Source organism: Duganella sp. GW822-FHT06D06, assembly GCF_058799615.1.
Map to the genome: position 1 here is coordinate 168,604 of NZ_JBXALQ010000004.1, position 26,670 is coordinate 195,273.

Below are 26,670 nucleotides of genomic sequence, written 5' to 3' on the forward strand. Positions count from 1 at the left end.
GGCCGACATGGAAACGCGCGACATCCCCCGCCCCATCAGCGTGCTGGTGGTTGATGACCATCCCTTGCTGCGCACGGGTTTGGGCGAAGCCATCGCCAGCCAGGACGACATGCGCGTGGTCGGTGAAGCCTGCAACGGCCGCGAGGCCGTCGAGCAGCACGAGGCCCTGCGGCCCGACGTCACCATCATGGACATCGTCATGCCGGAGATGTGCGGCGTCACCGCGCTGCAAGCGATACGCCGCGCGCATCCCTGCGCGCGCGTCGTCATGCTGACCACCTACAAGGGCGACGTGCAGATCCTGCGCGCCGTGCAGGCCGGCGCTGCGGGCTTTTTGTTGAAGAGTACCTTGCGCAAGGAATTGCTCGATACGATACGCGGCGTGCACCAGGGGCAGCGCCGCATCCCGCCGGAGATCGCGATGGAACTGGCCCAGCACATGGGCCAGGGACCGTTAAGCGCGCGCGAGACGGAAGTGCTCAGTCATGCCGCCAATGGCCACTCCAACCGGCGCATCGCCGAGCGGCTGTCGATATCGGAAGAGACGGTGAAGGCGCACATGAAGAACGTGCTGTCCAAGCTGGCCGCGAACGATCGCACCCATGCGGTGACGATCGCCCTCAAACGCGGCATCATGTCGATCTAGTCGCTGGCCGCGCTGGCCAGCCAGATCAGCAGCACGCATGGCAGCAGCAGGCCGTTGAAGCCAGCCTGCATGAACGCCAGCGCGCCGCTGATGCAACCCACGGCAAACGCCAGAACCGGCCAGGCCAGCTTCTTCAGGCGTCCATGCGCGTCGGCGTCGCCGCGCAGCGTGTCCACCAGGTCGATCACCAGCTGGGTCACGTTGCCGGTCATGACGGTGGTGGCGGCCACCTTCCCCAACAGCAGCTTGCCGTAGGCGTTTTGCACCGCCATCGCGCCCGCGCACAGCATGCCGGTCACCAAAGTCAGCGGCGCATTGGGCGCTTCAAGGGGCGCGCCCGCCAAGGCGCTGGCGACGCTGCCGGCCATCAGCAAGGCCTGGAGCAAAAAACTGTTGCGCAGCTGGCGGCCGCCGGTGCGCTCCCAATGCAGTATCAGCAAACGCGCCAGGGCCACGAACAGCACGAACACCGGGAACACCAGCAGCTTGAGCAAAATGTCTGGCGACGGCTGCGCTATGGCCCTGCCGATCAGCACGAAGTTGCCGGTGACGTGGGCCGTGAATAATCCGAACAGGCCGACGAAACCCAGTGTATCGACATAGCCGGCCAGGAAGCCCAGCGCCATGCTTTGTTTAGTTTCGCCACGCTCCATCAAGTCTCCTTTTGAATATCGTGCCACGCCACCAGTAGAAAAGCGCCGGCCAGGCCCAGGTGCTCATAGAAGCCGTTGGCCGCCATGAAGCGTTCCGGCCCGGCGATTTCCAAGTAGCGGTTGGCGACGAAGGTGGCCAGCGCAGCCACGGCGCGCGCAAAGGTTGGAGCAGCGCCGCCATCACACCGCCCAACAGGCGCAACCCAGCGCGCCCCAGAAGCTCTTCAGGTCCGATGTCGGCAGCTTGCTGGCCCATGCGCTGGCGTGTTGGTGGCCGTGGACGTTGCACTGATTGGCGCAACCGCAAGCGGCCTGCTGCTGACGCAGTTGCTGCTGCTCGCGCTTGCGCTGCTCCAGTTCTTTCAGCGCGGCGCGGTTGTTGCCGATCTGTTCGCCCCAACCGGCATAACCGCCGAAACGCCGCACCGGCGACCAATCCGGCATGGCCGGCGGTGGCGGTTCGTCGTAGCCGGCGAATTCGCCGGCCGCGTAGACGATCTTGCCGCCGACGATGGTCAGGCGCGAGGTTATGTCGGCGATCTCGCTTTCGGCGCAGGCGTAGAAGTCCTTGTCCGGCACGATCAGATCGGCCAGCTGGCCCGCTTCGATGCGGCCTTTCTTGCCTACTTCGTTCGAGAACCAGGTGGTGTTCTCGGTCCACATGCGCAGCGCCGTTTCGCGGTCCAGGCAATTGGCGCGCGGGTACATCTGCATGCCCCCCACGGTCTTGCCGGTGATGAGCCACGCCAGCGATACCCACGGGTTGTACGAGGCCACACGGGTGGCGTCGGTGCCGGCCGAGACCTTCACGCCGGCCTCCAGTATCTTCTTGACCGGCGGCGTGGCCTCGGCCGCGCCGTGGCCGTAGCGTTCGACGAAGTACTCGCCTTGATACGCCATGCGGTGCTGCACGGCCACGCCGCCGCCCAGCGCGGCGATGCGGTCGATAGACTGGTCTGAGATGGTTTCGGCATGGTCGAAGAACCAGTTCAATCCCGCCAGTGGAATATCCTGGTTGACGCGCTCGAACACGTCCAGCGCGCGGCTGATGGTTTCGTCGTAGGTGGCGTGCATGCGCCACGGCCAACGGTTCTGCGCCAGCACGCGCACCACGCCTTCCAGGTCGTCCTCCATGGTGTCCGGCATGTCGGGGCGCGGCTGGCGGAAGTCTTCGAAGTCGGCCGCCGAGAAGGTCAGCATTTCACCGGCGCCGTTGTGGCGGAAGTAGTCGTCGCCCTGCTGGTACTTGACGCTTTGGGTCCAGTTCAGGAAGTCTTCTTTTTCCTGCGTGGGCTTTTGCGTGAACAAGTTGTAGGCCAGGCGTATCGTCAGCTGTTTGGCGTCCGACAGCTGCTGGATCACCTGGTAATCCTCGGGATAATTCTGGAAGCCGCCGCCGGCGTCGATGGCGCCGGTCACGCCGAGGCGATTCAGTTCGCGCATGAAGTGGCGGGTCGAGTTGACCTGGTATTCCAGCGGCAGCTTGGGGCCCTTCGACAGCGTCTGGTACAGGATGGCCGCATTCGGCTTGGCCAGCAGCAGGCCGGTGGGATTACCGGCGCCGTCGCGCAGGATCTGGCCGCCGTGCGGTTCCGGCGTGTCCTTGGTGTAGCCGACGGCGCGCAAGGCGGCGCCGTTCAACAAAGCGCGGTCGTACAGGTGCAGGATGAACACCGGCGTATCCGGCGCCACCGCGTTCAGTTCTTCGATGGTCGGCAGGCGCTTCTCGGCGAATTTATGTTCGGTGAAGCCGCCCACCACGCGCACCCATTGCGGCGCCGGCGTGATCGCCACTTGCGCCTTCAGCATGCCCATCGCGTCGGCCAGGCTGCGCACGCCGTCCCAGCGCAGCTCGAGGTTGAAATTCAGGCCGCCGCGAATGATGTGGCAGTGGTTATCGATCAAGCCAGGCAGCACGCGCTTGCCTTGCAGATCGACCACCTTGGTGCGTGGGCCGGCCAGCGCCAGGATCTCGTTGGCGCGGCCGACGTGGGTGAAGCGGCCGTCCTTGATCGCCACCGCCTCGGCGTGCGGATTGCTGCGATCGAGCGTGGTGAACAGGCCGCGATGCAGGATCAGGTCGGGCTGCTGGTTCAGGTCTAGGCTCATCATGCGTTCCCTTTGGTTTCGTCATTCTTTTGCGCGGTCGGCAATTGGCCGAAGCAATGCGGCTTGACCTGCTCTTCGATCCACGAGACCTGCTTGGCCGCCGGCTGCCACCACTGGCGCAGCAACGGCGGCAGCTGCTCGCCGAGCAGGATGCCCAGCAAACCGACCAGCGCAATCACCGGCGGCGCCGGCGAGCGCACGTTCAGGAAGCCATAGATTAAACCAACCAGCAGGCCAACGGCCAGGGACACGATATACATCTTTGACATGGGAATTCCTCGGATCAGGGGTGAGCTACATGTCCATAGTTTAGGGGGCCAAGGCGTCTTTGCCATCACCGGTAATGATCCTCATTTGCTCACTCTTTTGGGGTAGGCGCGCTTCAATAACCCTTTCTAGGTAGCCGATGCCCCCTGTATCGGGGCGTGGCAAAAGCGTTCAACCAGTTTAATCTTCTGCCGCAGGACAGCAAACGAATTCAATGTGCATATTTTGGGAGAATTGAGATGCGACTGGACCAAGACAAGGTGCGCGTACAGATCGCGCACAGCGACGCCATCGTCAACGCCGGCCTGGCCGCGCTGCTCGGCGTCGAGAGCGACATACAGGTCATGCATGGCGCCACACAGCCGCACCCCGCTCAGGCGGACGTCATCATTCTCGACCACAAGGGCGCGCTGGAGCACATGCGCCAACGGGCCAACGCGCTCCATCACGGCGAGGCGCCGGCGCGCGTGCTGATCGTCACCCAGATGGACCGCGAATGGGAAGTACGCACCGCGATGATGGCCGGCGTACACGGCTACCTGCTGCAAAGCTGCACCGCCGACCAGTTGCCGGCGGCGGTGCGCGCACTGAGCCGGGGCCTGCGCTACCTGAGCGCGGACCTGAGCCGCTGCGTGGCCGACAGCTTCACCCGCGTCGGGCTCACCAACCGCGAGACGGACGTGTTGCAACTGCTGGCGCAAGGCCAGTGCAACAAGTCGATCGCGCGCGAACTGGGCATCGGCGTCGGCACCGTCAAGACCCACGTCAAGGGACTGTTCGACAAGCTGGGCGCCACCGCCCGCACGCATGCCGTGGTGTTGGCCACGCGGCGCGGCCTGGTGGGCGACGGCGCGATCAGCCAGCACTGACTACATTACCAGATAGTCATTGGCGAACTTCGCAGAAGCCCTGTAAAATCAAGGCATGCAAGCACATACACTCTCCGTAGGCACATCACATCGCCAGACGCGCATCCAGCGCGTCCTGATGCTGTTCGTGCTGGTGTTCCTGTCGCTGCAACTGATCGGGGCGAGCTCGCACAAGCATGCCTACACCGACACCCAAAACGACTGCGCAGCTTGCGTCGTCGCGCACCTGCCGGCCGGTGTTCCGCCGCCGGCATTGGCGGTGGTGCCGGTGGCGATGCTGGTCAGCCTGCCCGCCCTCATCCCGCAGCGTTCCATCCGGGCCCACCGGATCGACTTCCTCACCCCGCCCTCGCACGCGCCGCCCGGCGTTGCCGCTATCTCCTACTGATTCGCTTTTTTATCACGTTTAACACGGTCGCCCTTTTGCGCCCCGTGCGCGTAGCCGCGCGCCTGCCCGACACGATCGCGCAGGCCGGAGGCTAGCCACGCCTGAACATTCAAGGATTTACTATGCAACGCACGCCACAACTCCGCACCCTGCCACTGCTGCTGGCCACCGCCTTTTGCGCCCACCACGCCAGCGCCGACGATAGCCCGATGCAGCAAGTGGAGGTGACCGCCGCCCATCTGAAGAGCGCGCGCATCGACCTGTCGCCGAACGTCGGCACCACCGTCTATTCCATCGACCGCCATATGATCGAACGGCTGGGCCGCGGCGACAACACGCCGTTCAATGAAGTGCTGCTGCGCCTGCCCGGCGTGAGCCAGGATTCGAAAGGCTCGGGCTCCATCCACGTACGCGACGACCACGCCAATGTGCAGTACCGCGTCAACGGCGTGCAACTGCCCGAGAGTATCACCGGCTTCGGCCAGTCGATCGACACCCGCTTCGTCCAGCAGACCGACTTCATCACCGGCGCGCTGCCGGCGCAATTCGGCCTGCGCACGTCGGGCATCGTCGACATCCAGACCAAGGAAGGCACGGTCAAATCGGGCGGCCGTGTCGGCGTGCTGGCAGGCGGCAACGACTACGTCGAACCGAGCGCGGAATTCTTCGGCACCCAGGGCGCCTTTAACTACTACCTGTCCGGCAGCTACCTGTCGAACGCGCTGGGCATCGAGAATCCGCTGCCGGCTCGCAGCGCTCTGCATGACCGCACCAGGCAAAGCAAGTCCTTCGGCGCCCTCTCCTGGTTCCTGGACGAGCAAACCCGCTTGGGCCTGATGTTCGGCACCTACAACGGCCGCTTCCAGATTCCGAACAATCCGGACCAGGCGCCGGGCTTCTCGCTCACCGGCCAAAGCGACGCCGTCGCCGGCACCAGCAAGCTGCCGTCGTCGCAGCTGGACGAGCGCCAGCGCGAAGTGAACCGCTTCCTGGTGCTGTCGCTGCAAAAGAGCCTGGGCGACCTGAATTACCAGGTGTCGGCCTTCCATCAGTATTCGGAACTGCACTACACGCCGGATGCGTTGGGCGATTTGATCTACAACGGCGTGGCCTCCGACACGCTGCGCTCCAACTCCGCCAGCGGCGCCCAGCTCGACGCCAGCTACAAACTGAACGACAGCCACACCGTGCGCGCCGGCCTGGCCTACTCGCGCCAGACCACGCACAGCGACAACGCGGTCGCCGTGTTCGACACCGACGACAGCGGCGCCCAGGCCAACACCGATCCGCGTACCATCATCGACAACAGCAGCAAGACCGGCAAGCTGTCCAGCTTCTACCTGCAGGACGAATGGCACATCGCCGCGCCGCTGACGCTGAACTACGGCCTGCGCTTCGACAAGGTATCGGCCTTCGTCGACGAGCAGCAATGGAGCCCGCGCGTCAACCTTGCCTACCAGCTGGCCAAGGGCACGGCGCTGCATGCCGGCTATTCGCGCTACTTCACGCCGCCACCGCAGGAACTGGCCGCGCAATCGAGCATCGACAAATACGCCGGCACCACCAACGCGCCGCAGGTGGCGCAGTCGGACAACGTCAAGGCCGAGCGCACCAACTACTACGACATCGGCTTGAGCCACCAGGTCAACGAACAGCTGACCGTGACGGCCGACGCCTACTACAAGAAAATCCGCAACATGCTGGACGAAGGCCAGTTCGGCCAGGCGCTGATACTGTCGCCGTTTAACTACGACCGTGGTTACGCCAAGGGCCTGGAGCTGTCGGCCGTGTACAACCGCGCCAACTGGGGCGGCTTCCTCAACCTGACCACGCAACAGGCCAAGGGCCAGAACATCGTCTCCGGCCAATCGCTGTTCGCGCCGGACGAACTGGCCTACATCGCCAACCACTACATCTACGTCGACCACGACCAGACCTACACGGTATCGGGCGGCGCCCACTACCACTGGGGCACGACGCAGCTGAACGGCGACTTCCTGTACGGCAGCGGCTTGCGCATGACGCCCGACGGCGCCGCGCCAAACTCCGGCACGCTGCCGCACTACACCACAGTCAACCTGTCCCTGACGCACAACTGGAAGAATACAGCGGTCGGCAACGTCGAAGGCCGCCTGGCGCTGGTCAACGCCTTCGACAAAACCTATCTGCTGCGCGACGGTTCCGGCGTAGGCGTGGGCGCGCCGCAATACGGTGCTCGCCGCACGCTTTACGCTGGAATTTCGGTCGGATTCTGATTTTAGTTAGGACTCCTTGTTAAATCGGAATCCCTGTGTATAATGCACAGCATGGACACCAAACCCAATAAGCCGTGGCAGGATACGCCGGACGTTTCAGCGCGTATCATCACCTCTATCGGACGCATCGCCAGTGTGATGCGCTCCGGTATGTGGGAGTTCGCCACGTCCGAAAACCTGAATCCGGCGCAGGCCGAGATCCTTCAGCTGCTGCAAGGCCGCAAGCAGGGTGTACGCCTGTCCTGGCTGGCGTCGCAGCTGTCGATCAGCGCGGCCAGCGCCAGCGATTCGGTGTCGGCGCTGGTGTCCAAGGGTTTGCTGTACAAGGCACGGGCGGAGGACGACGGCCGCGCCACCGCGCTGTTCCTGACCGATGAAGGCGTCGCCACGGCGGCCCGCATCGGCAGCGCGTTGAGCTTTGCCGAAGATGCCGCCGCCGCCCTGCCCGCCGCCCAGCAGACCGAGTTGCTGACCGGCCTGTTCAAGCTGATCGCCCAACTGCAAAAGACCGAGCGTTTCCCCGAGATGCGGGCCTGCCTGTCGTGCCAGTATTTTGAGGCCAACCGCCATCCCGGCAAGCCGGCGCCGCACCACTGCGGGCTGGTGAACGCGCCGCTGTCGGTATCGCTGTTGCGCATGGACTGCCCGGAGCAGGTGCCGGCCGATCCCGCCACGCGCCGGCGCAACTGGAAGGTGTTTGCCTGAGATTTTTTTTGATCATAATAGTTAGGACTCCTATTTGTTTTTTACCGTAGTACTTTTTAACCCTTGAAAGGAAATACCATGAACCGCATCCCCCTCGTCACCCCTGCCGACACCACCGGCGAACGCCAACAGCTGCTGGCGCAAATCCATGGCGCGTTCGGCGCCACGCCGAATATGTTCAAGGCCGTCGCCAATTCGACCGCCGCGCTGAAAAGCATGTGGGGCTCGTTCGGCGCGCTCGGAGGCGGCGTGATCGACGCCAAGCTGGGCGAGCAGATCGCCGTCGCCATCGCCGACCGCAACGCGTGCGATTACTGCCTGGCCGCGCATACCGCCCTTGGCCGCAAGGCCGGCGCCAGCGCTGAAGAGATGAGCGCCGCGCAAGCCGGCCATTCCAGCGATCCGAAGACCGCCGCCGCGCTGCGCTTCGCCGTCGCCGTCGTCAGCAACCGCGCGCAGATCGACAATGAGGAAGTCGAAGCAATGCGCATCGCCGGCTTCAACGACGAGGCCATCGTCGAGATCATGGCCCACGTGGCATTGAACCTGTTCACCAACTACGTCAACGTCGCCTTCCAGGTGCCGGTCGACTTCCCTGCGGTGAAACTGCGCGCCAGGTAAAGTGCTTTGCGACGATACCGCCTGTAGCATCAGGTGGTACTCGATCCGCAGCGCTTTCACACAGGAGATTCAGGAACGCATAATCCGCAACCACCGGAGAATCCACATGCGTATCCTGAATATCCTGACCATCACGCTGCTGGCGGCTTTGCTGTCCAGCTGCGCCTTCATGGGCTCCGGCCGCAGCGTCAAGCAGGCCGGCAGCATCGTCGACTACCTGTATCCCGACGCCAAGGAGGCGCCGGCCATGGCGCCCACGGTCACGCGATTGCGGCCGCCGGTGCGGGTCGGCATCGCCTTCGTTCCCGGCGCGGGCTGGAGCAGCGGCACGTCGGAGGTGACGCGCATGAAATTGCTGGAGCGCGTGCGCGATTCCTTCTCCAAGCATCCCTACATCGGCAAGATCGAAATCATCCCAAGCCAGTACATGCGCGCCAAGGGCGGCTTCACCAATCTTGAACAGGTGGCCCGCATGTTCGACGTTGAAGTGGTGGCCCTGCTCTCCTACGACCAGGTGCAGTTCAACGACTCCAGCGCGCTGTCGGTGCTGTACTGGACCATCATCGGCGCCTACGTGATCCACGGCGACCAGTACGATGTGCAGACCATGCTGGACGCCTCGGTGTTCGACGTCCGCAGCCGCAAGCTGCTGTTCCGCGCGCCGGGCACCAGCCAGGTCAAGGGCAGCGCCAGCATGGCCGGCATCAGCGAAAAATCGCGTGCCGCGCAGATCGAGGGCTACAACGCCGCCGTCGACCAGTTGGTACCGAACCTGCAAGCGGAGCTGGACAGCTTCCGCGAACGCATCAAGCATGACGCCAGCTACCAGGTCGAAAACAAGGAAGGCTACAAAGGGGGCGGCGCGATGGACTGGCTAGGCCTGGCGTTGGTCGCGCTGCTGGCGGGCATGGCGTGGAGACTGGGACGCCGTGCCTGAGCTACTGGAATTCGACCGCCACGCCCTGCTGGCCGGCCAGCTATGGCGGCTATGGACCGGGCACCTGGTCCACTACTCCACGCGTCATGCGTTGATCGACTTCGCCGTGGTGCTGGCGGCCGCCGTCATCGTGGTGCACCTGAGCGCATCGCCGGCCGCCGGCATGCGCCGCCTGCTGGCCGCACTTGGCTTGGGCGCGCCGTTCATCTCGCTGGGCATGCTGGCGGTGGCGCCGCACTGCCTGTACTACCGCGGCGCATCCGGCATCGCCGCCATGCTGGTGGTGATGGCCGGTGGTGCATTGTGGCCGCGCGCCGCGCGCTCCACGCGCGCCGCCTTGCTGCTGATGGCCGCCACGCTGCTGGCCAAGATCTGCGCCGAAGCCGCCGGCGCCGTCCATGGATGGTCCGACCTGCCGGCCGATGTGGTGGTCGCGTGGCAGGCGCACCTGCTGGGCGTGGCCGCCGGCGCGGTCGCGCTCATGGCCGGCAAGCCCCGGCTGCAACTGGATTAACTATCGATGTAAATCCGACCTGTTTGTGTTTCACAAGCCTCAACATTGCCGTTAACTCTTGTGTATCAGGCATGGATATAGGCATAATCGTTTGCACTTAAACGACCCCGGCCCCGCACCATCACCCCGTCCCGCCGTCGGCCGCCGGCACCTGCGTCATGCATAAAAACTTTCCAATGGAGACAGACATGAGCATCCCTGCCCGCACCGTAATTTCCGCCAGCCTGGCCGCAGCCTTCCTCGTGCCGCCCGCGTGGGCCGCCGACGAAATCCAGTCGGTGGTGGTCACCGCCCAATCGCGCAAACAGTTCGTGCAGGACGTGCCGATGTCCATCCAGGTGCTGACCGCCAAGGACCTCGACGCCATAGGCGCCAAGGACCTGGGCGACTTGAACGGCTACGTGCCCGGCCTGGTGGTGGACGCGATCGAACCGACCCAGCCCGGCTTCGGCATCCGCGGCGTGCAGACGGGCGACTTCGGCATCGCCACCGATTCGCCGGTCGGCATCTATATCGACGGCGTCTACACCGGCAAGACCGGCGGCGCGCTGATGAATTTCATCGACGTCCAGCGCATCGAAGTGATCAAGGGCCCGCAAGGCACGCTATTCGGCCGTAACAGCGCGGCCGGCGCCATCGCCATCAGCACCAATGAGCCAGGCAAGGAACTCGACGCCGCCGGCCACGTCAAGCTGGGCAAATTCGGCCGCGCCAATGCCGACGTCATGATGAACCTGCCGATCAGCGACAGCTTCGCCGCGCGCCTGGTGGCGGTACGCTCGGGCAGCGAGGGCTGGGTCGACAACACCGCCACCGGCAAGAAATCCGGCGGCGACAAGGACTGGGCCACCCGCCTGACGCTGCGCAAGGACTTCGACGCCGCCAAGCTGGTGTTCGCGTGGGAGCACGAGAACATGGAGCAGTACGGCCGCCCTGCTTTCGGCGTCGTCAAGGACCCACGGCTGCCGCTGGGCGGCTACACCGGCGTCTATGACGCGGCCTACACCGCCAACTTCGTCGATCCCTTCAAAGCGCCGCTACAGAACGACAACCAGGGCAGCGAAGGACGGCTGTTCGACGGCGCCACGCTGCGCTTCGAAACGCCGCTGGCCGGCATGTCCTTCAACTCCACCACCGCCTATCGCCGCTTCAGCACCCACAACGTGACGGACAACGACGGCGGCGCCCGTCCCGACCTGTACCTGACCACGCTGGACGCCAAGCGCGCCCACAGCTTCCAGCAGGAGTTCAAGCTGTCCGGCAAAAACGATAGGCTGGACTGGATCGCAGGCCTGAGCTTCTATCACAACAACGAGCACCAGGACGCCGGCGCCTTTGTCACCACCGGCACGCTGGACACGCTGAGCCAGTTCGCCGGCGGCCAGCCGAATTTCGCCATGCTGTTCGGTGGCCTGGGCGCGGCGGGCTTGCCGGGCATCGGTCCGAACACGGTGTTCAGCTGGGACGAGACGCACTACAGCGACGTCAAGACCAAGTCGGTCTCGATCTACGGCGACACCATCTGGCACCTGTCACCGTCCACCAACGTCACCGCCGGCCTGCGCTACACACAGGATAAAAAGCAGATGACCTGGCATGTGCCGGGCCGCGTGTCGCCGCAGCTGGACAACTTCCTCAACACCTTCGGCCCGCTGGCGGGGCTGGATGCGTCGGCCTTCCCGTCCAACGTCGTCTTCGGCACGGCGGCGCAACTGGCGCCGTCACCCGTCACACGAGAGAAGGACTGGACCGACTGGAGCCCGCGCCTGGTGCTGGACCATAAGCTGAACAAGGACACGCTGCTGTTCACCTCCCTGGCGCGCGGCTACCAGGCCGGCGGCTTCAACATCTTCACGCCGCCGAATCCGGCCGCGCCGGCCAACGCCGGCAAAGACCCCAGCTTCGCGCCCGAAAAGATGACCAACTTCGAGGCCGGCGTGAAGCTGGCCTTCCCCGAGCTGCGCGCCACCGTCAACGCCTCGCTGTTCGCCTACAAGTTCAAGAACCTGCAGGACATCCAGCTGTACAGCGTGGGCACGCTGCCGACCTATAACGTGGTGTCCAGCGACCAGAAGGCGCACGGCCTGGACCTGGATGGCCGCATGCGCATCACGCCGCGCGTGACGGTGTTCGGCGGCATGGAATACATCGACCAGAGCTACACCCGCTACCAGCGCCTCGACGCCGCCGGCAACGTCACGCTGGACCTGGGCGGCCAGCCGGTCGGCACGCCGCGCATGACGGCGATGGCGGGCGTGAACCTCAACTGGGAAACGCTGGGCGGCCGCGGCAGCCTGAATTTCCAGGGCACGCATTCGACCGCGCGGCGCTGCAACAGCGACACCGCCAAGCTGCAGTGCCTGAGCACCGCGCGGCTGGAGACCGGCAAGGCCACCAGCAAGTTCGACCTGCGCCTGGGCTGGGACAGCCCGGGTTCGCGCTACGGCGTGGCGCTGCTGGTCAACAATGTGTTCGACCAGCGCTACGTCACCAACCTGGGCGGACAAACGGAGCAATACGGCACGCCTTACGCCTACATCACACCGCCACGCATGATCGCGGTCGAATTCCGGGCCAGCTTGTAGATGGCGGGGAAACTCAAGCTCACCGCCGCCGCAGCACTGGTGCTGCTGGGCGGCGCCGTGCTGACGCTGGTGCTGCATCCGCCGGAGCTGCTGCGCGTGGGCGCCAGCTACGGCGCCAAGATGGTGTGTTCGAATGTATTCATCGCCGGCCGCGACGCGCAGGCGGTGCTGGCCGACGACGTGCAGGCGCCGGGCCATCCCATCCTCAAGCTGCTGCAAGTGCGCATCGACCACGAACAAAAATTGGTGCGCGCCGACCTGCTGGGCTTTATCGGCAACGGCCTGGCCGTGTACCGGCCCGGCACCGGCTGCGCCGTGGTGCCGGACAATGACGTCACGCAGGCCGCGCAATACCGGTTCTCGCCGTTGAAAATCTGGGCGCCATCCACCAACGTGGCGTGGCCGACCGGCTCGCAACCGGAGGCCGTGCCGGCGGTGCAAGCCTTGCTGGCGCAGGATGCGCTGGCCGGTCCCGGCATGCGCGGCATGGCCGTGATCCACCGTGGCCGGCTGGTGGCGCAGCGCTACGGCGCCGGCTTCCACGCCGGCACGCCGTTGCTGGGCTGGTCGATGACCAAGACCGTCAGCGCGGCGCTGGTCGGCATCCTGGTCGCCGACGGCAAACTGACGCCGCAGCAAAGCGGCTTCTGGCCGAACACAGCCGGCCCAGGCGCCGATCCGCGCGCGGCCATCACGCTGGCGCAGCTGATGGCCATGAGCAGCGGCCTGCAGTTCAACGAAGGCTATGGCGACGTTTCCGACGTCACGCGCATGTTGTACCTGGAACCGGACATGGCGGCCTACGCCGCCGCCCAGCCGCTGGTGCAGAAACCCGGCAGCGCCTTTAACTACTCGAGCGGCGCCACGCTGCTGCTGTCGCGGATCTGGCAGCGCGCGGCGGCCGGCCCGAACGCTGCGCCGACATCGGCGGCCGTGCTGTCGCTGCCGCATTCGCACCTGTTCGGGCCGCTGGGCATGAGCAGCGCCGTGATGGAGGCGGACGCGCGCGGCAACCTGGTCGGCTCCAGCTATATGTACGCGACCACGCAGGACTGGGCGCGCTTTGGCCAGTTCCTGCTGCAGGACGGTATCTGGCAGGGCAAGCGCCTGCTGCCGGAAGGCTTCGTGGCCACCATGCAGCAGGTGGCGCCGGCCTCCGGCGGCCAGTATGGACAGGGACAGGTATGGCGCTGGGGGCCAACCGGCGCCACGCCGGAAGGACAGGACCCGGACCCGCCGTTCAAGCTTCCCGCCGATACCTACTGGCTGGAGGGCCATGACGGCCAGTCCATCGCCATCGTGCCGTCGAAGCAGCTGGTGCTGGTGCGGCTAGGCCTGACGCCGAGTCGCCTGAACTATCAGCCGCAGGCGCTGCTAAGCGCCGTGATCAAGGCGCTGGAATGACGACGGCTGGCGCCATTCCCTACGGCCTGCTGCGCCACCAGGGAGCGATGCTCAGGGCCACCGCCAGGATGTTGCTGCAGGCAGCAGGGCGCGCCCTGCTGGCGCCCCAGGCGCCGCGCAGCGCGGATACGCCGTCGGACGCGCCCTCGGTGCAGACTCGCACCACCGCGCCGCTCCAGCGCCGCATCCCCGCGCCGCCGGCGCAGCTGGTCGAACACTACATCCGCTGGTGCGGCGCGGCGGGCCGCTACGACGGTCTGCTGCCGCCGCACATGGTGTCGCAATGGAGCTTGCCGCTGGTGAGCGAGCTGCTGATGCAGCTGCCCTACCGCCTCACCGGCATCATCAACCAGGGGGTTTCGATGACGGTGCATGGCCCGCTGCCGCGCGACACGCAGCTGACGCTGAGCGCCTCGGTCGAACAGATCGCGCATGCGGACGGTTGGGCCAGGATCGTCGTGGCCGTCGTCACCGGCACGACGCGGCAGGCGCGCCTGGTGGAGACGCGGCTGCACATGCGCGTGCGCCTGCCGGGCGCGCGCTCCGCCCGCAACCCGCCGGCCCGGCCGCCCGATCCCGCCTGGCTGACCGCCGGCACCTGGCGCGCCGACGCCAGCGACGGCCTGCGCTTCTCGCTGCTGACCGGCGACATCAACCCGATCCACTGGTGCGGGCCGCTGGCGCGCCGCTCCATCTTCGGCGCCAAGGTGCTGCATGGTTTCGGCAGCCTGGCGCGCAGCTACGAAACGCTGGCGCCCGGCAGCTTCCGCGAGCTCGACGTGCGCTTCCTGCGTCCGGTCACGCTGCCCGGCCAGACGCTGTCGGTGCAACTGGCGCCGCAGGCCGACGCCGAAGGCTGGCGCGCACTGCGCCTGGCCGGCGGCGACGACACCGTCCATCTGGCGGGCCGGCTACGCTGACGTTGCATGCCGCCGCCAGCCGGTGTATCGTCAGCGCAGTTCAACCTACACCAAGGACGTGATAATGGCTCTGCTGATATTGGGTTTGCTGATTTTCCTCGGGCTGCATTCGGTCCGCATCTTCGCCGACGACTGGCGCAACGGCATGCGTGCCCGCCTGGGCGAGAACGGCTGGAAGGGACTGTATTCGCTGCTGTCGCTGGCTGGCTTCGGGCTGCTGATCTGGGGCTACGGCCTGGCACGCCAGCAGCCGGTGGTGGTATGGTCGCCGCCGCGCTTCATGGCGCACATCGCCGCGCCGCTGATGGTGTTGTCCTTCATCCTGCTGGTGGCGGCCTATGTGCCGGGCAACGGCATCAAGGCCCGCCTGCATCATCCGATGACGCTGGCCGTCAAGGTCTGGGCGCTGGCCCACCTGCTGGCCAACGGCACGCTGCATGACATCATCCTGTTCGGCAGCTTCCTGGTGTGGTCGGTGCTGCTGTTCCGCACAGCGCGCCGGCGCGATGCCGCCGCCGGCACCGTCTACCCGCCCGGCAAGGGCGTGGCGACGGCCGTCACGGTGGTGGCCGGCTTCGGCGTGTCGGTGCTGTTCGCCCACTGGCTGCACCAGATGCTGATCGGCGTGAAGCCGTTCTGACACCTCAGTTGCATTTGCCCCGTATCACCGCCGCGATCACCCACGGCAGCGAGTAAGGCCCGACCACGGCGATCGGGCCGATCTGCGCCGGTTGCAGTTTGAGCGCGTCGCCATGCAGGCAATCGGGCACCTTGGCCTGCTCGAAGGCGGCCGTCATCGTGTCATGCATGCTGGGCGCCGTGGTGCTGAAGGCGCCGGCCGCGCGCTTGCTCATGTCGACCGGATGCGGATCTTCAACGATGGTGGCGCGCACCGCCTTGCGTATCATTTCGTCGGATAACGCGGGCGGCAGGCTCAGGTCGCGCACCTGCGCTTCGGACGGCGCCTTGGCGGTCGCCGGCGGCGCTTCCGGCATGGACCATGCAGCCAGCGGCACCAGCGCCAGCACTCCCGCGATGATGGTGTTCCTCATACCGTCTCCACGCCGGACGCGTCGCCGGCCGCCACGCGGACGGTGTTGCGGCCGCCCTGCTTGGCCGCGTACAGCATCTTGTCGGCCTGCATCAGCCAATCGGCCGGCGCGTAACGCTTGTCCATAAAAGCCACGCCGATCGAGATCGTCAACGGATGGTCGTCGATCAACTTGGCCGCGGCCACGGCGGCCCGCAGGTTTTCGGCCAGGCGGCTGGCCGCGTCCAGCGCCGCGCCGTTGGCGATGACGGCGAACTCCTCGCCGCCGTAGCGGAAGATGCGGTCGCTCGACCGCGTATGCAGGCGCATCACCTCGCACAGCCGTATCAGCGCCTGGTCGCCGGCCGCGTGGCCGTGCAGATCGTTGACCTGCTTGAAGTGATCCAGGTCCAGCAACAGCAGGCAGGACGGCAAGTGCGGACGGCGTTCGTCGGCATGGTCGGCCAGCTTGCGGTCCAGCGAGCGGCGGTTGCCGACGCCGGTCAGGAAGTCCAGCTCCACCTCGGTGTGCAGCGCCTTGTTCTGCGCGCCCGTGCGGTAGGCGAAGATGTAGGCGAACAGGTTGACCAGGCCGATGGTGACGACGATGGTCAGCAGGTTCAGCACCGCCAGCTGCGACAGCAGGATCACCACCAGCGCCGCCAGCGAGACGCTGTTGATCGCCACCGCCACGCCGGGCCGCAGCACGAAATAGCAGGCGATCATGGTCGGATACACCCAGTAGATCAGCGACACGCCGCGCAGGTACACGGTGGCCAGCATGCCGGCCGAATAAAACAGCGTGACGCAGAAGCTGGCGACCCGGTGGCGGCCGGTGCGCCATACGTGCGCGATCACCGCCAGCATGGCCAGCACCAGCGCCATGTCGACCGTGGCCGACAGCCACTGCTGCTGCATCAGGCGGTAGATCCCGAACGGCAGGATGCTGGGCACGCACAGCGCGCACAGCAACATCAGAATGACTTCTTCCATGCTGCGCTTGCGCTGGCCGTTCAGCCAGCCGAAGCGCGGCGCCGTTGCCTTGTCCACGGCGGACATCGCACCCGGCTTCAGGTCGGCTGCCCGGCAATGTGGGCCGGCGCCGCGCCGCCGTGCGCCGCAGCCTGCGGTTCGGCCTTGTGCTGGCCGGACAGGAACAGATACATGGCCGGCACCACGAACAAGGTGAACAGCGTGCCGATCGACAGGCCGGTGAAGATCACCAGGCCCATCGCGTGGCGGCCGGCCGCGCCGGCGCCCGAGGCCACCACCAGCGGCACCACGCCGAACACCATCGCCGCGGTCGTCATCAGGATGGGGCGCAACCGGGTGGCGGCCGCTTCCTCGATCGCTTCACGCTTGCTCTTGCCGGCCGCGCGCAGGTGGTTGGCCACTTCCACGATCAGGATACCGTGCTTGGAAATGAGGCCCATCAGCGTCACCAGTCCGACCTGGGTGTAGATGTTGATCGAGGCGTAGCCGAGGAAGATGAAGGTCATCGCGCCGAACAGCGCCATCGGCACCGAGAACAGGATCACGATCGGATCGCGGAAGCTCTCGAACTGCGCCGCCAGCGCCAGGAACACGATGACGACGGCGAACGCCATCGTCATCGCGAAACCGCCCGATTCGCTCATGTACTGGCGCGACTCGCCCGAGTAATCGACCGTGTAGCCCGACGGCGCCACTTCCTTGACGGTGGCGCGCAGGTATTCCAGGATCTCGCCCTGCGAGGCGCCGGTGACACCGGCGATGGTGGCCGAGTTCAGCTGCTGGAAGCGGGTCACCGATTCCGGCTGCACGCTGTACTTGATGCTGGCCACGGTGCTGGCCGGGATCATGGCGCCGCCCGGGGTCTTGATGTGGAAGTCCAGCACGTCGGCCGGGTTCAGGCGGTCGACCTGCCGCACCTGCGGGATCACCTTGTACGAACGGCCGGCGATCGAGAAGTAGTTGACGTAGCCGCCGCCCAGCGCCGCGCCCATGGCGTTGCCGAAGTCCTGCTGCGTCAGGCCCAAGGTGGCCAGCTTGTCGCGGTCCACCTCGACGCGCGCCTGCGGCGCATCGATCTTCAGGTCGACGTCGGCGAAGTAGAACTTGTTGTCCTTGCGCGCCTTGTCCAGCACCGCCTGCGCCACCGTGTTAAGGTTCTCGAACGGTTCGGTGGTGGTGATGACGAACTGCACCGGCAAGCCGGAGCTGCCCGGCAACGCCGGGAACTGGAACGCCGCCACGCGGCCGCCGGCCACATGGCTCCATTTTTCCTGCAAGTCCTGCTGGATCTCGTGCGCCGAGCGGCTGCGCTTCTCCCACGACTTGAACAGCACGCCGCCGATGCCGGAATTGGTGGTCGGCACGCCGGTGATCTGGAACATCTGCTCGTACTCGGGCAACTGGTGCGCGATGTCGAAGATCTGCTTGGCGTAGGCCTGCATCTGGTCCGAGGTGGCGGTCGGCGCGCCGACCACCTGCGACAGCACGATGCCCTGGTCCTCTTCCGGCGCCAGTTCCGACTGCGACATCTTGAACATCAGGCCCAGCAGCAGGCTCAGGATCAGGCCCATGACGATCAGCACCGGCCAGGTGTTGAGCAGGCTGTGCAGCAAGCGCAGGTAGCCGTTGTGGACTTTCTCGAACACCTTGTCGATCGCCTTGACGAAACGCCCTTCATCCTGCTTGGGGTCGAAGAAGTGGGCGCACATCATCGGCGACAGGGTCAGCGCGACGATGCCCGACACCGCCACCGCGCCGGCCAGCGTGAAGGCGAACTCGGTGAACAGCGCGCCGGTCAGGCCGCCCTGGAAGCCGATCGGCACGTACACCGCAATCAGCACCACCGTCATCGCCAGGATCGGGCTGCCCAGCTCGCGCGCGGCCATGATCGCGGCGTCGTAGGGCTTGATGCCCTCCTTCATGTGGCGGTCGACGTTCTCCACCACGATGATGGCGTCGTCCACCACCAGGCCGATCGCCAGCACGATGGCCAGCAGGGTCAGCAGGTTGATCGAATAGCCCAGCATCAGCATCACGAAGAAGGTGCCGATCAGCGACAGCGGCATCGCGATCACCGGCACGATCACCGCGCGGAAGCTGCCCAGGAACAGGTAGATGACGATGGTGACGATGATCAGCGCCTCGACCAGGGTCTTGACCACCTCGTCGATCGAAGTGTTGATGAACTCGGTCGAGTCGTAGACGATCTCGCCGGTCAGGCCGTTCGGCAGTTGCTCCTTGATGGGCGGGAAGGCCTCGCGCACGCGCTTGGCCACGTCCAGGATGTTGGCTTCCGGCGCTACCTTGATGCCGATGAACACCGAGCGCACGCCGCTGAAGGCGACGTTGAAATCGTAGTTTTCCGAACCCAGCGTGACGGTGGCGATGTCCTCCAGGTGGACGATGGCGCCGCCGGCCTGCTTGACGGCCAGCGCCTTGAACTCCTCCACCGTGTGCAGGTCGGTGCCGGCGGTCAGCGGCACGGTCACCATCTGCCCCTTGGTGGCGCCCAGCCCGGTCAGGTAGTTGTTCTGCGCCAGCGCGGCGCTCACTTCGGTGGCGGTGACGCCGTGCGCCGCCATCTTGCCGGCGTCCAGCCAGGCGCGCAGCGCGAACTGGCGCGCACCCAGCAGTTCGGCGGTCTGCACGCCCTGGATCGAATCGAGCTTGGGCTTGACCACGCGCGCCAGGAAGTCGGTGACGTTGTTGGTCGGCAGCGTGTCGCTGTAGAAGCCCATGTACATGGCGTCGGTGGTCTGGCCGGTCTGCACCGTCAGCACCGGCTGCTGCGCCTGCTGCGGCAGCTGGTTGCGCACCGAGTTGACCTGGGTGGTGATCTCGGTCAGCGCGCGGTTGGAATCGTAGTTCAGCCGCAAGGTGGCGGTGATCACCGACACGCCGCTGTTGGACGACGAGGACAGGTAGTCGATGCCCTGCGCCTGGGCGATCGCCCCTTCCAGCGGCTGCGTGATGAAGCCGGCCACGGTGGAGGCGTCGGCGCCGTAGTAGGTGGTGGAAATGGTGACCACCGCGTTCTGCGTCTTCGGATACTGGTTGATCGGCAGGCTGAACAGCGAACGCAGGCCCAGCACCACGATCAGCAGGCTGACGACGCTGGCCAGGACCGGCCGCTTGATGAAGATGTCGGTGAAATTCATGGCGCGGATTCCCTTAGTGTTCCTGCGGCGTCGGATTCGGGCTGTTGGCCGGCTGCACCTTGTTGTCGATCACGGCCGGCGTGCCGTTCTTCAGCTTGAGCTGGCCGCTGGTGACCACGGTCTGGCCTTCCTTGACGCCGGTCAGGATCGCCACCTGGTCGCCGCGCGTGGGGCCGGTGGTGACGAACACCTGCTGCGCCACCAGGTGGGCGTTGCCCTTGTCGTCCTTGAGCGTGTCCTTGGCGTCGGCCGGCGGCGGCGCCAGCACGAACACGGTCGAGCCGTAAGGGTTGTAGGTGATCGAGGTCTGCGGCAGGGTCAGGTATTTCTTGCGGTCGCCCTGGTCCAGGCTGACGTTGGCGAACATGCCCGGCAGCAGCTGGCGCTTGGCGTTCGGCACCGTGGCCTCGACCTGCACGTTGCGGGTGGCGGCATCGACCTTCGGGCTGATCGAGGTGACCTTGCCGGGGAAGGCCACGCCCGCATAGGCGTCGCTGGTCAGGCTGAGCTTCTGGCCGATGGACAGGCCGGCCAGCTGTTTCTGCGGGATGAAGAAATCGACATAAACGGTATCGATGGTTTGCAAGGTCACCAGCTTGTCGCCGGGGTTCAGGTATTGGCCGGGATTGATGGCGGTGATGCCCAGCTTGCCGGCGAACGGGGCGCGGATGGTTTTCTTGTCGACCAGCGCCTGCTGTTGCGCCACCAGCGCCTTGCGGCTCTTCAGGTCGGCGTCGTCGTTGTCGAGCTGGGCCTGGCTGATGGCCTGGGCGGCGAATTGCAGCTTGTCGCGCTTGAGCACCGAGGCCGACAGGTCGGCCGCCGCCTGCAGCGCGCGCAGTTGGGCGATGTCGGCATCGGCGTTCATCTCGAACAGCACCTGGCCGGCCTTGACCTCGTCGCCCGACTTGAAGCGCACCTGGCGCACCAGGCCGGCGATCTCGGTGGTGACGTCGACGCCGCGCACCGGCACCAGCGTGCCGACCGAAGTCAGCTGCGGTTGCCATTCGGAGATGCTGGCCTTGATCGCGGTGACGACCTGCGCGGTCGGCTTGGGCGAACTGGCGATCATTTTTTTAATCTGTAAATACTTGCCGAACGCCAGCACGGCGATCAATAAAAGGACGCCGCCTATCATGATGAACATACGCTTGGTCATGAATCGTTCTCCTGCTTTTTAGTGTTGTTTGATATGTGCTTACTTGGCGCCGCCGTAGGGCGCGGCCGCCGACACCGCCGTGGCCGCCGGGACGCCGCCGCCGCGGTTCCACCAGCCGCCGCCCAGCGCCTGGAACAGCGCGGCCGTGTCGGCGTAGCGGGCCGCCTGCGCCTGCACCAGCGCCACGTGGGCTTGCTGGTAGCTGCGCTGCGCGTCCAGCAGCACCAGGTAGCTGATGCCGCCCAGCTTGTACTGCTGCGTGGCCAGCGCCAGCGATTCGGCCGCCAGCGCGTCGACTTCGGACTGGGCCTTGAGCGCGGCCGCGTCGGAGTCGAGCGCGCGCAGGCTGTCGGCGACGTTCTGGAACGCCGCCAGCACGGTGGCGCGGTACTGCGCCGCCGCCACGTCGTAGGCCGCTTCCGCCGCGCGCCGCTTGGCGCTCAGCGCGCCGCCGTTGAAGATGGGCGCGGTCAGGCCGGCGGCCAGGTTCCAGGCCGTGGTTTCGGCGTCGAACAGCTTGCTGAAGGTTTGCGCCGACGAGCCGTAGCTGCCGCTCAGCGTGAACTGCGGATACTGGGCCGCCGTCGCCACGCCGATCGCGGCGCTGGCCGCGTGCAGCTGTTCTTCGCTGGCGCGGATGTCGGGCCGCTGGCGCACCAGCGCCGACGGCAGCGACACCGGCAGCGATACCGGCAAGGTCAGCGAGGCCAGGTCGAACTCGGGCATGCCCGCCTCGCTCGGCAGCTTGCCGGCCAGCACGGAGAGTTGATGGCGGCTTTGCGCCAGCGCCTTTTCCAGCGGCGGCAAGGTGGCGGCGATCTGCGCCGCCTGGTTGCGCTGGCTGAGCAAAGTGTTGCGCGGCACGGCGCCGTACTGGAATTGTTTCTCGATCACGCCCATCTGCTGGTTCAGGGCGTCCAGCACTTCCTGCGTGGCCTTCAGCTGCGCCCGCAGCGATGCTTCGCGGATGGCGGTGGTGACCACATTGGCGCTCAGCGCCAGGTAGGTTGCCTCGACCTGGAAGCGCTGGTAATCGACCTGGGCGCGCGCGCCTTCCAGCGTGCGCCGGGTGGCGCCGAACACGTCCGGCGTGTAGGCGACGTTGACCGAGGCGTTGTACAGGTTAAAGACGCCGCCGTTGTTGCCGCCGCTCTCGGCCACCTTCTGGCGCGCCACGCCCAGCTGGCCGTTCACCGTGGGATAGACCAGGCTGCCGGACTGGGCGTTATAGCTTTCCTGCGCCTGGCGCAGCGCCGCTTCGGCCGCCGCCATATTCGGGTTGTGCTCCAGTGCGCCGCGTATCAGCTGGTCCAGCGCGGGCGAGCGGAACACCGTCCACCATTGCGCCGGAATGTCCTGCCCCATGGCAAACTGCTGGGCGCCGCCGCCGACGCCGGGCGATGCCGCCGTCTGGACCGCCAGCGGCGTCGGGGTGTAGCGCTCGCCCGTCGAGGCCGGTGCGGCCGGGGTCTTGAATTCGGGGCCGAGGGCGCAAGCGCCCAGTCCCGCCGCGACCAGCGCCGCCATGCCTGCACGCAAGGATTGCCGGCGGAGCTGCCTGAAGTTCTGTTTTCTCACAAAAAACTCCCGCTGAAGGGTCATGCCAGACCAAAAGGTTAACTGAACTGCACTTTTGCCTGACATATTCGCATTTTTTACGTGCTGAGTGTGTTTTTTGTATGACATTCGCGCCACGAAACTTGCTGGGCGAAAAAAAACGGGCTCCGCCGTAAAGGCGAAGCCCGTTCTAGAGCAAGCTGTGGGGATGGATCAGGCGGCTTCTGCGGTGGCCACCACGCCGTAGGCGCGGTTGGCTTCGGTCAGCGAAAAGGCCGATGGGCCGTTGACCAGGGAATCCGCCGCGCTCTCGCTGCTGCGGTAGGTGATCGGCATCTGGTAGCGGCGCAGCTCTTCGGGACTGATCTTGCCGTCCTTGTTGGAGTCGGCGGCCATGTCGACCTTGCCGCTGCTGAGCACGCCATTTTCATCGACGCCAGGCAAGGGATCAGGCGCCACCAGATTGTTATGGCTGTCGGCGCTCGCATCGAGGCCGAACTTGGCCTGGAAAAACTGGGTTTCCGGTCGCTGCACCAGGCGCTTCAAGCCCTCGTCGAATTGCTTCAATGCCAGCTTCATGCCATCGTCGTCCGACTCCGCCACGGCCTTGACGACGGCGCTGGCTTTGTCGGCCCCGTTGACGGTCGGGACGGGGTCGTTTTGCACCGGCGAATTGAAACCAGGCAGGGACAGATAAGCGGCTACCGACGCGCTCAAGTCCGCATTGGTTTCGGGTACAGAACTGGCGTTTTTCTTCGGCTCAAGCGTCTTCTCCGCGACCACGGCCGCAGGAAGGGAAGCACCACCAATGTTGTTCACCATGATCATAATCGACTCCTGTTTGACGACGCATGGAACTGTCGAGCAAAAAAACTTCTACCCCGTCATTCTATCAAGGAATTGGCAACAATCACCATTTTTAGCGGCCTGTAGAGCGAAAAAGTGTGTTTTTCCCATGCGAAACTTGCGTCAGAGAATTGTTTCGATTTGCGAAATCAATCACTCAAGGCCTGCAATAGTTTTTCCCCATGGGGACAGCCCCAACCCGTGCACGCATCCCACCCGGGCGTCGCCTGTTGCGCGCCATTGTTGCCGTCCGTAACGTCCCTGGTCACGCCCCGGCCCTGCAAGGAACCGTACAGCAGCGGATGCAAAAAGCCGACGGGACGACCCAGTCGCTGGTTGATCAGCGCCAGCAAGCCGGCCCACAACGGCGCCACCGCGCTGGTGCCGCCGAACACCAGGTTCTGGCCGTCGACCCGCACCTTGTAGCCGCTGGCCGGATCGGCGTCGCCGGCCACGTCCGGCACGCCGCGCGCGGCATGGCCGTTGACCACGCCCTGCTGGTAGTCGGGCGCGCCAAAGAAACTGCTGTAGCCGCCGCCGGTGGCGCTGTTGGGGCCGCTGTTCCAGACGGTTTCGTGCGCGCCGCCACCGTCCTGCAACAACACGCGGGTGCCGCCGCAGGCCAGCGCGTGCGGCGCCGACGCCGGAAAGTCCACGTGCTGGGCGCCGTCGCCGACACCGTCGGTGGAGCCGTTGTCGCCGGCCGCGCACAAGACGGTCACGCCCATCGCGGCGGCGTCGGCGAAGGCTTGCTCGAAGGCGGTCATGGCCTGGCCGGTCCAGGCCGATTCCGGCGCGCCCCAGCTGATCGAGATCACCGAGGGCTTGTTGACGGCGTCGTGCACGGCGGCGGTAATGGCGTCGAGGAAACCGCGCTCGGTGTTGGGCGCGTAGTAGACCGCGATCAGGGCGCCCGGCGCCACCGCGCCCGCCACCTCGATGTCGAGCATCACTTCGCCATCGGCGCTGTTGGCGGTGGTGGGACGATTCTTGGCGTGGTCGATGCAGATCGACTTGACGCGCGGCACCGGCAAGCCGAGCTCGCCGAAATAGATCCGCAGGTCGCGCGACCGGCTGCCGCCGCCCAGCTCGATGATGGCGATGCACTGCCCGCTGCCGTCCAGCCCCTGCGGGAAGTTGTACAGCCGCGCCAGCTGCGGCGGCGAGAACGCGATATTGGCCGCCGCCGCCGAGGCGAAGCCGTCCGCCTGCAAACGCTGGAACTTGGGCGTGGCCACCGGCCGGTCGTCCAGCCCGAACACGCCCTCGACCACGCCGGCCAGCGCATCGGGTACGCTCAGCTCGCCGATGCGGCCGCGATAGCTGCCGTCCGGGTATTCGTACTCTTCCAGCTGGACGCCGAAGGCGCCGTTCATCTGCGCGGCCGTGCCGGCCAGCACCACGCGCCGCTGGGCCGCGTTGCTGCTGATGACCGCCATGCCGCGCTGGGCCGCGAAGGCCTCGACCTCGGCGATGTCGGCCTCGCTGGCGCCATGGGCCTGGGCGAACTGTTCGCGGCTCAGGTATTGGCGCGCGACCGGTTGCGTATCGGCGGTGGCCGCCTGCAGGTCCAGCGGCGCGCGGTCGGGCGCGGCGCGCAGCCGCACCGTGATTTCTATGGTCTGCTCGTCCGCAACCGGACCCAGCGCGACAGCGCCCTGCAACGCCAACTGGCCGCTGCCGGGAATGATATGGGGGTGGGATGTCGTTGCCATCGTAAACTCCTTTTGATTGGTTGCTCTCAAAAGATACTGGCCGCGACAACCGCGCGATTGATGCAGCGCAGAGGAGCCGCTGATAAAAATGCCTGAACCCACCTTGTCACAATCTCATAATGGAGATATATTCTCATTTATGAGAAACGATATCGAATCCCGCCTGGCCCTGCGCCTGGTCGCCCTGCGCGTGGAACGCGGATTGTCGCTGGACGACCTGGCCGCCGCCAGCGGCATCAGCCGCGCCACGCTGTCGCGCCTGGAGCGCGGCGAGAACAGCCCCACCGCCGCCCTGCTGGGCAAACTGTGCAGCGTGTTCGGCTTGCCGATGTCGCGCCTGATCGCCGCGGCCGAATCCCAGCCGGGCGAGTTGCTGCGCGCCGCCGACCAGGTGCTGTGGCAAGACCCCGACACCGGCTTCAAACGCCGCATGGTGTCGCCGCCGGCGCGCGGCTATGGCGTCGAACTGGTGGAAGGCTGGCTGCCGCCGGGCGCCCGCATCGACTACGACAGCGCCTCGGTGCCCGGCATGGAGCAACACCTGTGGCTGCTGGAAGGCGCGCTCGACTACACGCTCGACGGCGTCACCCATCACCTGCAAGCGGGCGATTGCCTGCGCTTCCACCTGTTTGGCGCCACCCGCTTTTCCTGCCCTGGGCCGTCGCCGGCCCGCTACCTGATCGCCCTATGCCCACCATAAAACAACTCGACGGCGCCGGCCTGCGCCGCCATGCATCTGACCTGGCGCAGGTGCTGCGCGACTGCGTGCTGCACGGCGCCAGCATCGGCTTCCTGCTGCCCTGTCCGTTGGCGGAGGCGCAGGCCTTCTGGCTGGCGCTGGCGCCGCAGGTCGACAGCGGCGAGCGCCTGCTGTTCGTCGCGCACGGCGCGGACGGCGCGTTGTGCGGCACCGTGCAACTGGTGTTGTGCGGCCTGCCCAACGGCCGCCACCGGGCGGAGATATCCAAGATGCTGGTCCATTCCGGCGCGCGCCGGCAAGGCATCGCCGAGGCGCTGATGCGGCACGCGCTGGAGCGGGCGCGGGCGCTGGACTGCAAGCTGCTGGTGCTCGATACCTGCACCGGCTTCCCGGCCCAGGCCATGTACGAAAAGCTGGGCTTCGCCGTGACCGGCGTGGTGCCCGACTACGCCGCCCTGCCCGACGGCACGCTCGGTCCGACCACCTTCATGCACCTGCGCTTGTGACCGCCGCGCCACCTTATTGGACAGTCCACCTTGATTAATTGGTCAGGCCACCGTAGAATTGGCTGACCAATTAAACACAGCCTCACCCTCTTCCCGCATTACACAGATTTTTGACCAACCATGAGCTCGGCGT

The 26,670-nt window shown here is 66.0% G+C and carries 24 protein-coding genes and 1 pseudogene; 14 read left to right on the forward strand and 11 right to left on the reverse strand.

The window, feature by feature from the left end; translation table 11 throughout:
* Positions 1-7 precede the first annotated feature (7 nt).
* Positions 8-646, forward strand: coding sequence for a response regulator (locus AC1RMD_RS09530; RefSeq protein ID WP_492925965.1), 639 nt, complete (start codon positions 8-10; stop codon positions 644-646).
* On the opposite strand, the gene AC1RMD_RS09535 is transcribed toward AC1RMD_RS09530, so the two are convergent.
* From AC1RMD_RS09535 to AC1RMD_RS09550, 4 genes and pseudogenes are all read right to left on the reverse strand, one after another.
* Positions 643-1,299 (reverse strand): YoaK family protein, encoded by a 657-nt coding sequence (locus tag AC1RMD_RS09535; protein ID WP_492925967.1) that lies wholly within the window; start codon positions 1,297-1,299, stop codon positions 643-645. The two genes, AC1RMD_RS09530 and AC1RMD_RS09535, sit on opposite strands and share 4 nt — an antisense overlap.
* A pseudogene (locus tag AC1RMD_RS09540) lies at positions 1,299-1,439 on the reverse strand (DoxX family protein); the annotation flags it as partial. The gene AC1RMD_RS09535 and the pseudogene AC1RMD_RS09540, both read right to left, overlap by 1 nt.
* Before the next feature lie 40 nt (positions 1,440-1,479).
* Entirely contained in the window at positions 1,480-3,411 is a 1,932-nt protein-coding gene (locus AC1RMD_RS09545; protein WP_492925969.1) for an amidohydrolase, read from the reverse strand.
* Positions 3,408-3,677 (reverse strand): DUF1427 family protein, encoded by a 270-nt coding sequence (locus AC1RMD_RS09550; RefSeq protein WP_492925971.1) that lies wholly within the window; start codon positions 3,675-3,677, stop codon positions 3,408-3,410. The genes AC1RMD_RS09545 and AC1RMD_RS09550 overlap by 4 nt, the downstream gene beginning before the upstream one ends.
* A gap of 237 nt (positions 3,678-3,914) precedes the next feature.
* Here AC1RMD_RS09550 and AC1RMD_RS09555 point away from each other — a divergent pair, with 237 nt between their 5' ends.
* The 11 genes from AC1RMD_RS09555 to AC1RMD_RS09605 all read left to right on the forward strand — a co-directional run bounded on the left by AC1RMD_RS09555 (position 3,915) and on the right by AC1RMD_RS09605 (position 15,513).
* Positions 3,915-4,544 carry a LuxR C-terminal-related transcriptional regulator gene (locus tag AC1RMD_RS09555; protein WP_492925973.1) on the forward strand — a complete coding sequence of 210 codons (630 nt, stop codon included), beginning with the start codon at positions 3,915-3,917 and terminating at the stop codon, positions 4,542-4,544.
* A 118-nt stretch (positions 4,545-4,662) separates the two neighbouring features.
* Positions 4,663-4,932, forward strand: a complete 270-nt coding sequence (locus AC1RMD_RS09560) for a hypothetical protein (RefSeq protein ID WP_492925975.1) — start codon at positions 4,663-4,665, stop codon at positions 4,930-4,932.
* 122 nt (positions 4,933-5,054) lie between these two features.
* Positions 5,055-7,187, forward strand: coding sequence for a TonB-dependent receptor (locus AC1RMD_RS09565; protein ID WP_492925977.1), 2,133 nt, complete (start codon positions 5,055-5,057; stop codon positions 7,185-7,187).
* A gap of 51 nt (positions 7,188-7,238) precedes the next feature.
* Positions 7,239-7,892 carry a MarR family transcriptional regulator gene (locus AC1RMD_RS09570; RefSeq protein ID WP_492925979.1) on the forward strand — a complete coding sequence of 218 codons (654 nt, stop codon included), beginning with the start codon at positions 7,239-7,241 and terminating at the stop codon, positions 7,890-7,892.
* A gap of 78 nt (positions 7,893-7,970) precedes the next feature.
* Positions 7,971-8,513 (forward strand): carboxymuconolactone decarboxylase family protein, encoded by a 543-nt coding sequence (locus AC1RMD_RS09575; protein ID WP_492925981.1) that lies wholly within the window; start codon positions 7,971-7,973, stop codon positions 8,511-8,513.
* Positions 8,514-8,619: 106 nt separating this feature from the next.
* Complete coding sequence (gene rhlP / locus AC1RMD_RS09580) at positions 8,620-9,450, forward strand: rhombotarget lipoprotein (RefSeq protein WP_492925983.1); 831 nt, start codon at positions 8,620-8,622, stop codon at positions 9,448-9,450.
* Entirely contained in the window at positions 9,443-9,964 is a 522-nt protein-coding gene (gene rrtA / locus AC1RMD_RS09585; protein WP_492925985.1) for a rhombosortase, read from the forward strand. Before rhlP ends, rrtA begins: the two co-directional genes overlap by 8 nt.
* 188 nt (positions 9,965-10,152) lie before the next feature.
* Positions 10,153-12,549, forward strand: a complete 2,397-nt coding sequence (locus AC1RMD_RS09590) for a TonB-dependent receptor (RefSeq protein ID WP_492925987.1) — start codon at positions 10,153-10,155, stop codon at positions 12,547-12,549.
* On the forward strand, positions 12,550-13,953 hold the full coding sequence (locus AC1RMD_RS09595; RefSeq protein ID WP_492925989.1) for a serine hydrolase domain-containing protein: 1,404 nt from the start codon (positions 12,550-12,552) through the stop codon (positions 13,951-13,953). It begins immediately after the preceding gene.
* The gene (locus AC1RMD_RS09600; protein ID WP_492925991.1) at positions 13,950-14,873 is read left to right on the forward strand and encodes a MaoC/PaaZ C-terminal domain-containing protein; all 924 of its coding nucleotides are present in this window, start codon (positions 13,950-13,952) and stop codon (positions 14,871-14,873) included. The genes AC1RMD_RS09595 and AC1RMD_RS09600 overlap by 4 nt, the downstream gene beginning before the upstream one ends.
* Positions 14,874-14,937: 64 nt before the next feature.
* On the forward strand, positions 14,938-15,513 hold the full coding sequence (locus AC1RMD_RS09605; protein ID WP_492925993.1) for an NnrU family protein: 576 nt from the start codon (positions 14,938-14,940) through the stop codon (positions 15,511-15,513).
* A 4-nt stretch (positions 15,514-15,517) separates the two neighbouring features.
* Here the strand turns inward: AC1RMD_RS09605 and AC1RMD_RS09610 are convergent, their stop codons facing one another.
* From AC1RMD_RS09610 to AC1RMD_RS09640, 7 genes are all read right to left on the reverse strand, one after another.
* Positions 15,518-15,925, reverse strand: a complete 408-nt coding sequence (locus AC1RMD_RS09610) for a hypothetical protein (protein ID WP_492925995.1) — start codon at positions 15,923-15,925, stop codon at positions 15,518-15,520.
* A complete protein-coding gene (locus AC1RMD_RS09615; protein ID WP_492925997.1) occupies positions 15,922-16,962 on the reverse strand; it encodes a GGDEF domain-containing protein in 1,041 nt (346 codons plus the stop codon). Before AC1RMD_RS09615 ends, AC1RMD_RS09610 begins: the two co-directional genes overlap by 4 nt.
* 11 nt (positions 16,963-16,973) lie before the next feature.
* Complete coding sequence (locus tag AC1RMD_RS09620; RefSeq protein WP_492925999.1) at positions 16,974-20,054, reverse strand: efflux RND transporter permease subunit; 3,081 nt, start codon at positions 20,052-20,054, stop codon at positions 16,974-16,976.
* A gap of 13 nt (positions 20,055-20,067) precedes the next feature.
* Entirely contained in the window at positions 20,068-21,213 is a 1,146-nt protein-coding gene (locus tag AC1RMD_RS09625; RefSeq protein ID WP_492926001.1) for an efflux RND transporter periplasmic adaptor subunit, read from the reverse strand.
* 39 nt (positions 21,214-21,252) lie between these two features.
* On the reverse strand, positions 21,253-22,815 hold the full coding sequence (locus AC1RMD_RS09630) for an efflux transporter outer membrane subunit (RefSeq protein ID WP_492926003.1): 1,563 nt from the start codon (positions 22,813-22,815) through the stop codon (positions 21,253-21,255).
* A gap of 168 nt (positions 22,816-22,983) precedes the next feature.
* Complete coding sequence (locus tag AC1RMD_RS09635; protein WP_492926005.1) at positions 22,984-23,598, reverse strand: EF-hand domain-containing protein; 615 nt, start codon at positions 23,596-23,598, stop codon at positions 22,984-22,986.
* Between the two features lie 167 nt (positions 23,599-23,765).
* The gene (locus AC1RMD_RS09640; RefSeq protein ID WP_492926007.1) at positions 23,766-25,331 is read right to left on the reverse strand and encodes a S53 family peptidase; all 1,566 of its coding nucleotides are present in this window, start codon (positions 25,329-25,331) and stop codon (positions 23,766-23,768) included.
* Between the two features lie 139 nt (positions 25,332-25,470).
* Between AC1RMD_RS09640 and AC1RMD_RS09645 the strand changes: the two genes are divergently transcribed.
* Both AC1RMD_RS09645 and AC1RMD_RS09650 read left to right on the forward strand, forming a co-directional pair.
* The gene (locus AC1RMD_RS09645) at positions 25,471-26,031 is read left to right on the forward strand and encodes a helix-turn-helix domain-containing protein (protein WP_492926009.1); all 561 of its coding nucleotides are present in this window, start codon (positions 25,471-25,473) and stop codon (positions 26,029-26,031) included.
* Positions 26,019-26,537 (forward strand): GNAT family N-acetyltransferase, encoded by a 519-nt coding sequence (locus tag AC1RMD_RS09650; RefSeq protein ID WP_492926010.1) that lies wholly within the window; start codon positions 26,019-26,021, stop codon positions 26,535-26,537. Before AC1RMD_RS09645 ends, AC1RMD_RS09650 begins: the two co-directional genes overlap by 13 nt.
* Positions 26,538-26,670 lie beyond the last annotated feature (133 nt).

Excerpts from the sequence above, each read along its gene's own strand:
- AC1RMD_RS09530 (WP_492925965.1), top strand. The coding sequence starts at position 8 with ATGGAAACGCGCGACATCCCCCGCCCCATCAGCGTGCTGGTGGTTGAT.
- AC1RMD_RS09535 (WP_492925967.1), bottom strand. The coding sequence starts at position 1,299 with ATGGAGCGTGGCGAAACTAAACAAAGCATGGCGCTGGGCTTCCTGGCC.
- AC1RMD_RS09545 (WP_492925969.1), bottom strand. The coding sequence starts at position 3,411 with ATGATGAGCCTAGACCTGAACCAGCAGCCCGACCTGATCCTGCATCGC.
- AC1RMD_RS09550 (WP_492925971.1), bottom strand. The coding sequence starts at position 3,677 with ATGTCAAAGATGTATATCGTGTCCCTGGCCGTTGGCCTGCTGGTTGGT.
- AC1RMD_RS09555 (WP_492925973.1), top strand. The coding sequence starts at position 3,915 with ATGCGACTGGACCAAGACAAGGTGCGCGTACAGATCGCGCACAGCGAC.
- AC1RMD_RS09560 (WP_492925975.1), top strand. The coding sequence starts at position 4,663 with ATGCTGTTCGTGCTGGTGTTCCTGTCGCTGCAACTGATCGGGGCGAGC.
- AC1RMD_RS09565 (WP_492925977.1), top strand. The coding sequence starts at position 5,055 with ATGCAACGCACGCCACAACTCCGCACCCTGCCACTGCTGCTGGCCACC.
- AC1RMD_RS09570 (WP_492925979.1), top strand. The coding sequence starts at position 7,239 with ATGGACACCAAACCCAATAAGCCGTGGCAGGATACGCCGGACGTTTCA.
- AC1RMD_RS09575 (WP_492925981.1), top strand. The coding sequence starts at position 7,971 with ATGAACCGCATCCCCCTCGTCACCCCTGCCGACACCACCGGCGAACGC.
- rhlP (WP_492925983.1), top strand. The coding sequence starts at position 8,620 with ATGCGTATCCTGAATATCCTGACCATCACGCTGCTGGCGGCTTTGCTG.
- AC1RMD_RS09590 (WP_492925987.1), top strand. The coding sequence starts at position 10,153 with ATGAGCATCCCTGCCCGCACCGTAATTTCCGCCAGCCTGGCCGCAGCC.
- AC1RMD_RS09595 (WP_492925989.1), top strand. The coding sequence starts at position 12,550 with ATGGCGGGGAAACTCAAGCTCACCGCCGCCGCAGCACTGGTGCTGCTG.
- AC1RMD_RS09600 (WP_492925991.1), top strand. The coding sequence starts at position 13,950 with ATGACGACGGCTGGCGCCATTCCCTACGGCCTGCTGCGCCACCAGGGA.
- AC1RMD_RS09605 (WP_492925993.1), top strand. The coding sequence starts at position 14,938 with ATGGCTCTGCTGATATTGGGTTTGCTGATTTTCCTCGGGCTGCATTCG.
- AC1RMD_RS09610 (WP_492925995.1), bottom strand. The coding sequence starts at position 15,925 with ATGAGGAACACCATCATCGCGGGAGTGCTGGCGCTGGTGCCGCTGGCT.
- AC1RMD_RS09615 (WP_492925997.1), bottom strand. The coding sequence starts at position 16,962 with ATGTCCGCCGTGGACAAGGCAACGGCGCCGCGCTTCGGCTGGCTGAAC.
- AC1RMD_RS09620 (WP_492925999.1), bottom strand. The coding sequence starts at position 20,054 with ATGAATTTCACCGACATCTTCATCAAGCGGCCGGTCCTGGCCAGCGTC.
- AC1RMD_RS09625 (WP_492926001.1), bottom strand. The coding sequence starts at position 21,213 with ATGACCAAGCGTATGTTCATCATGATAGGCGGCGTCCTTTTATTGATC.
- AC1RMD_RS09630 (WP_492926003.1), bottom strand. The coding sequence starts at position 22,815 with ATGACCCTTCAGCGGGAGTTTTTTGTGAGAAAACAGAACTTCAGGCAG.
- AC1RMD_RS09635 (WP_492926005.1), bottom strand. The coding sequence starts at position 23,598 with ATGATCATGGTGAACAACATTGGTGGTGCTTCCCTTCCTGCGGCCGTG.
- AC1RMD_RS09640 (WP_492926007.1), bottom strand. The coding sequence starts at position 25,331 with ATGGCAACGACATCCCACCCCCATATCATTCCCGGCAGCGGCCAGTTG.
- AC1RMD_RS09645 (WP_492926009.1), top strand. The coding sequence starts at position 25,471 with ATGAGAAACGATATCGAATCCCGCCTGGCCCTGCGCCTGGTCGCCCTG.
- AC1RMD_RS09650 (WP_492926010.1), top strand. The coding sequence starts at position 26,019 with ATGCCCACCATAAAACAACTCGACGGCGCCGGCCTGCGCCGCCATGCA.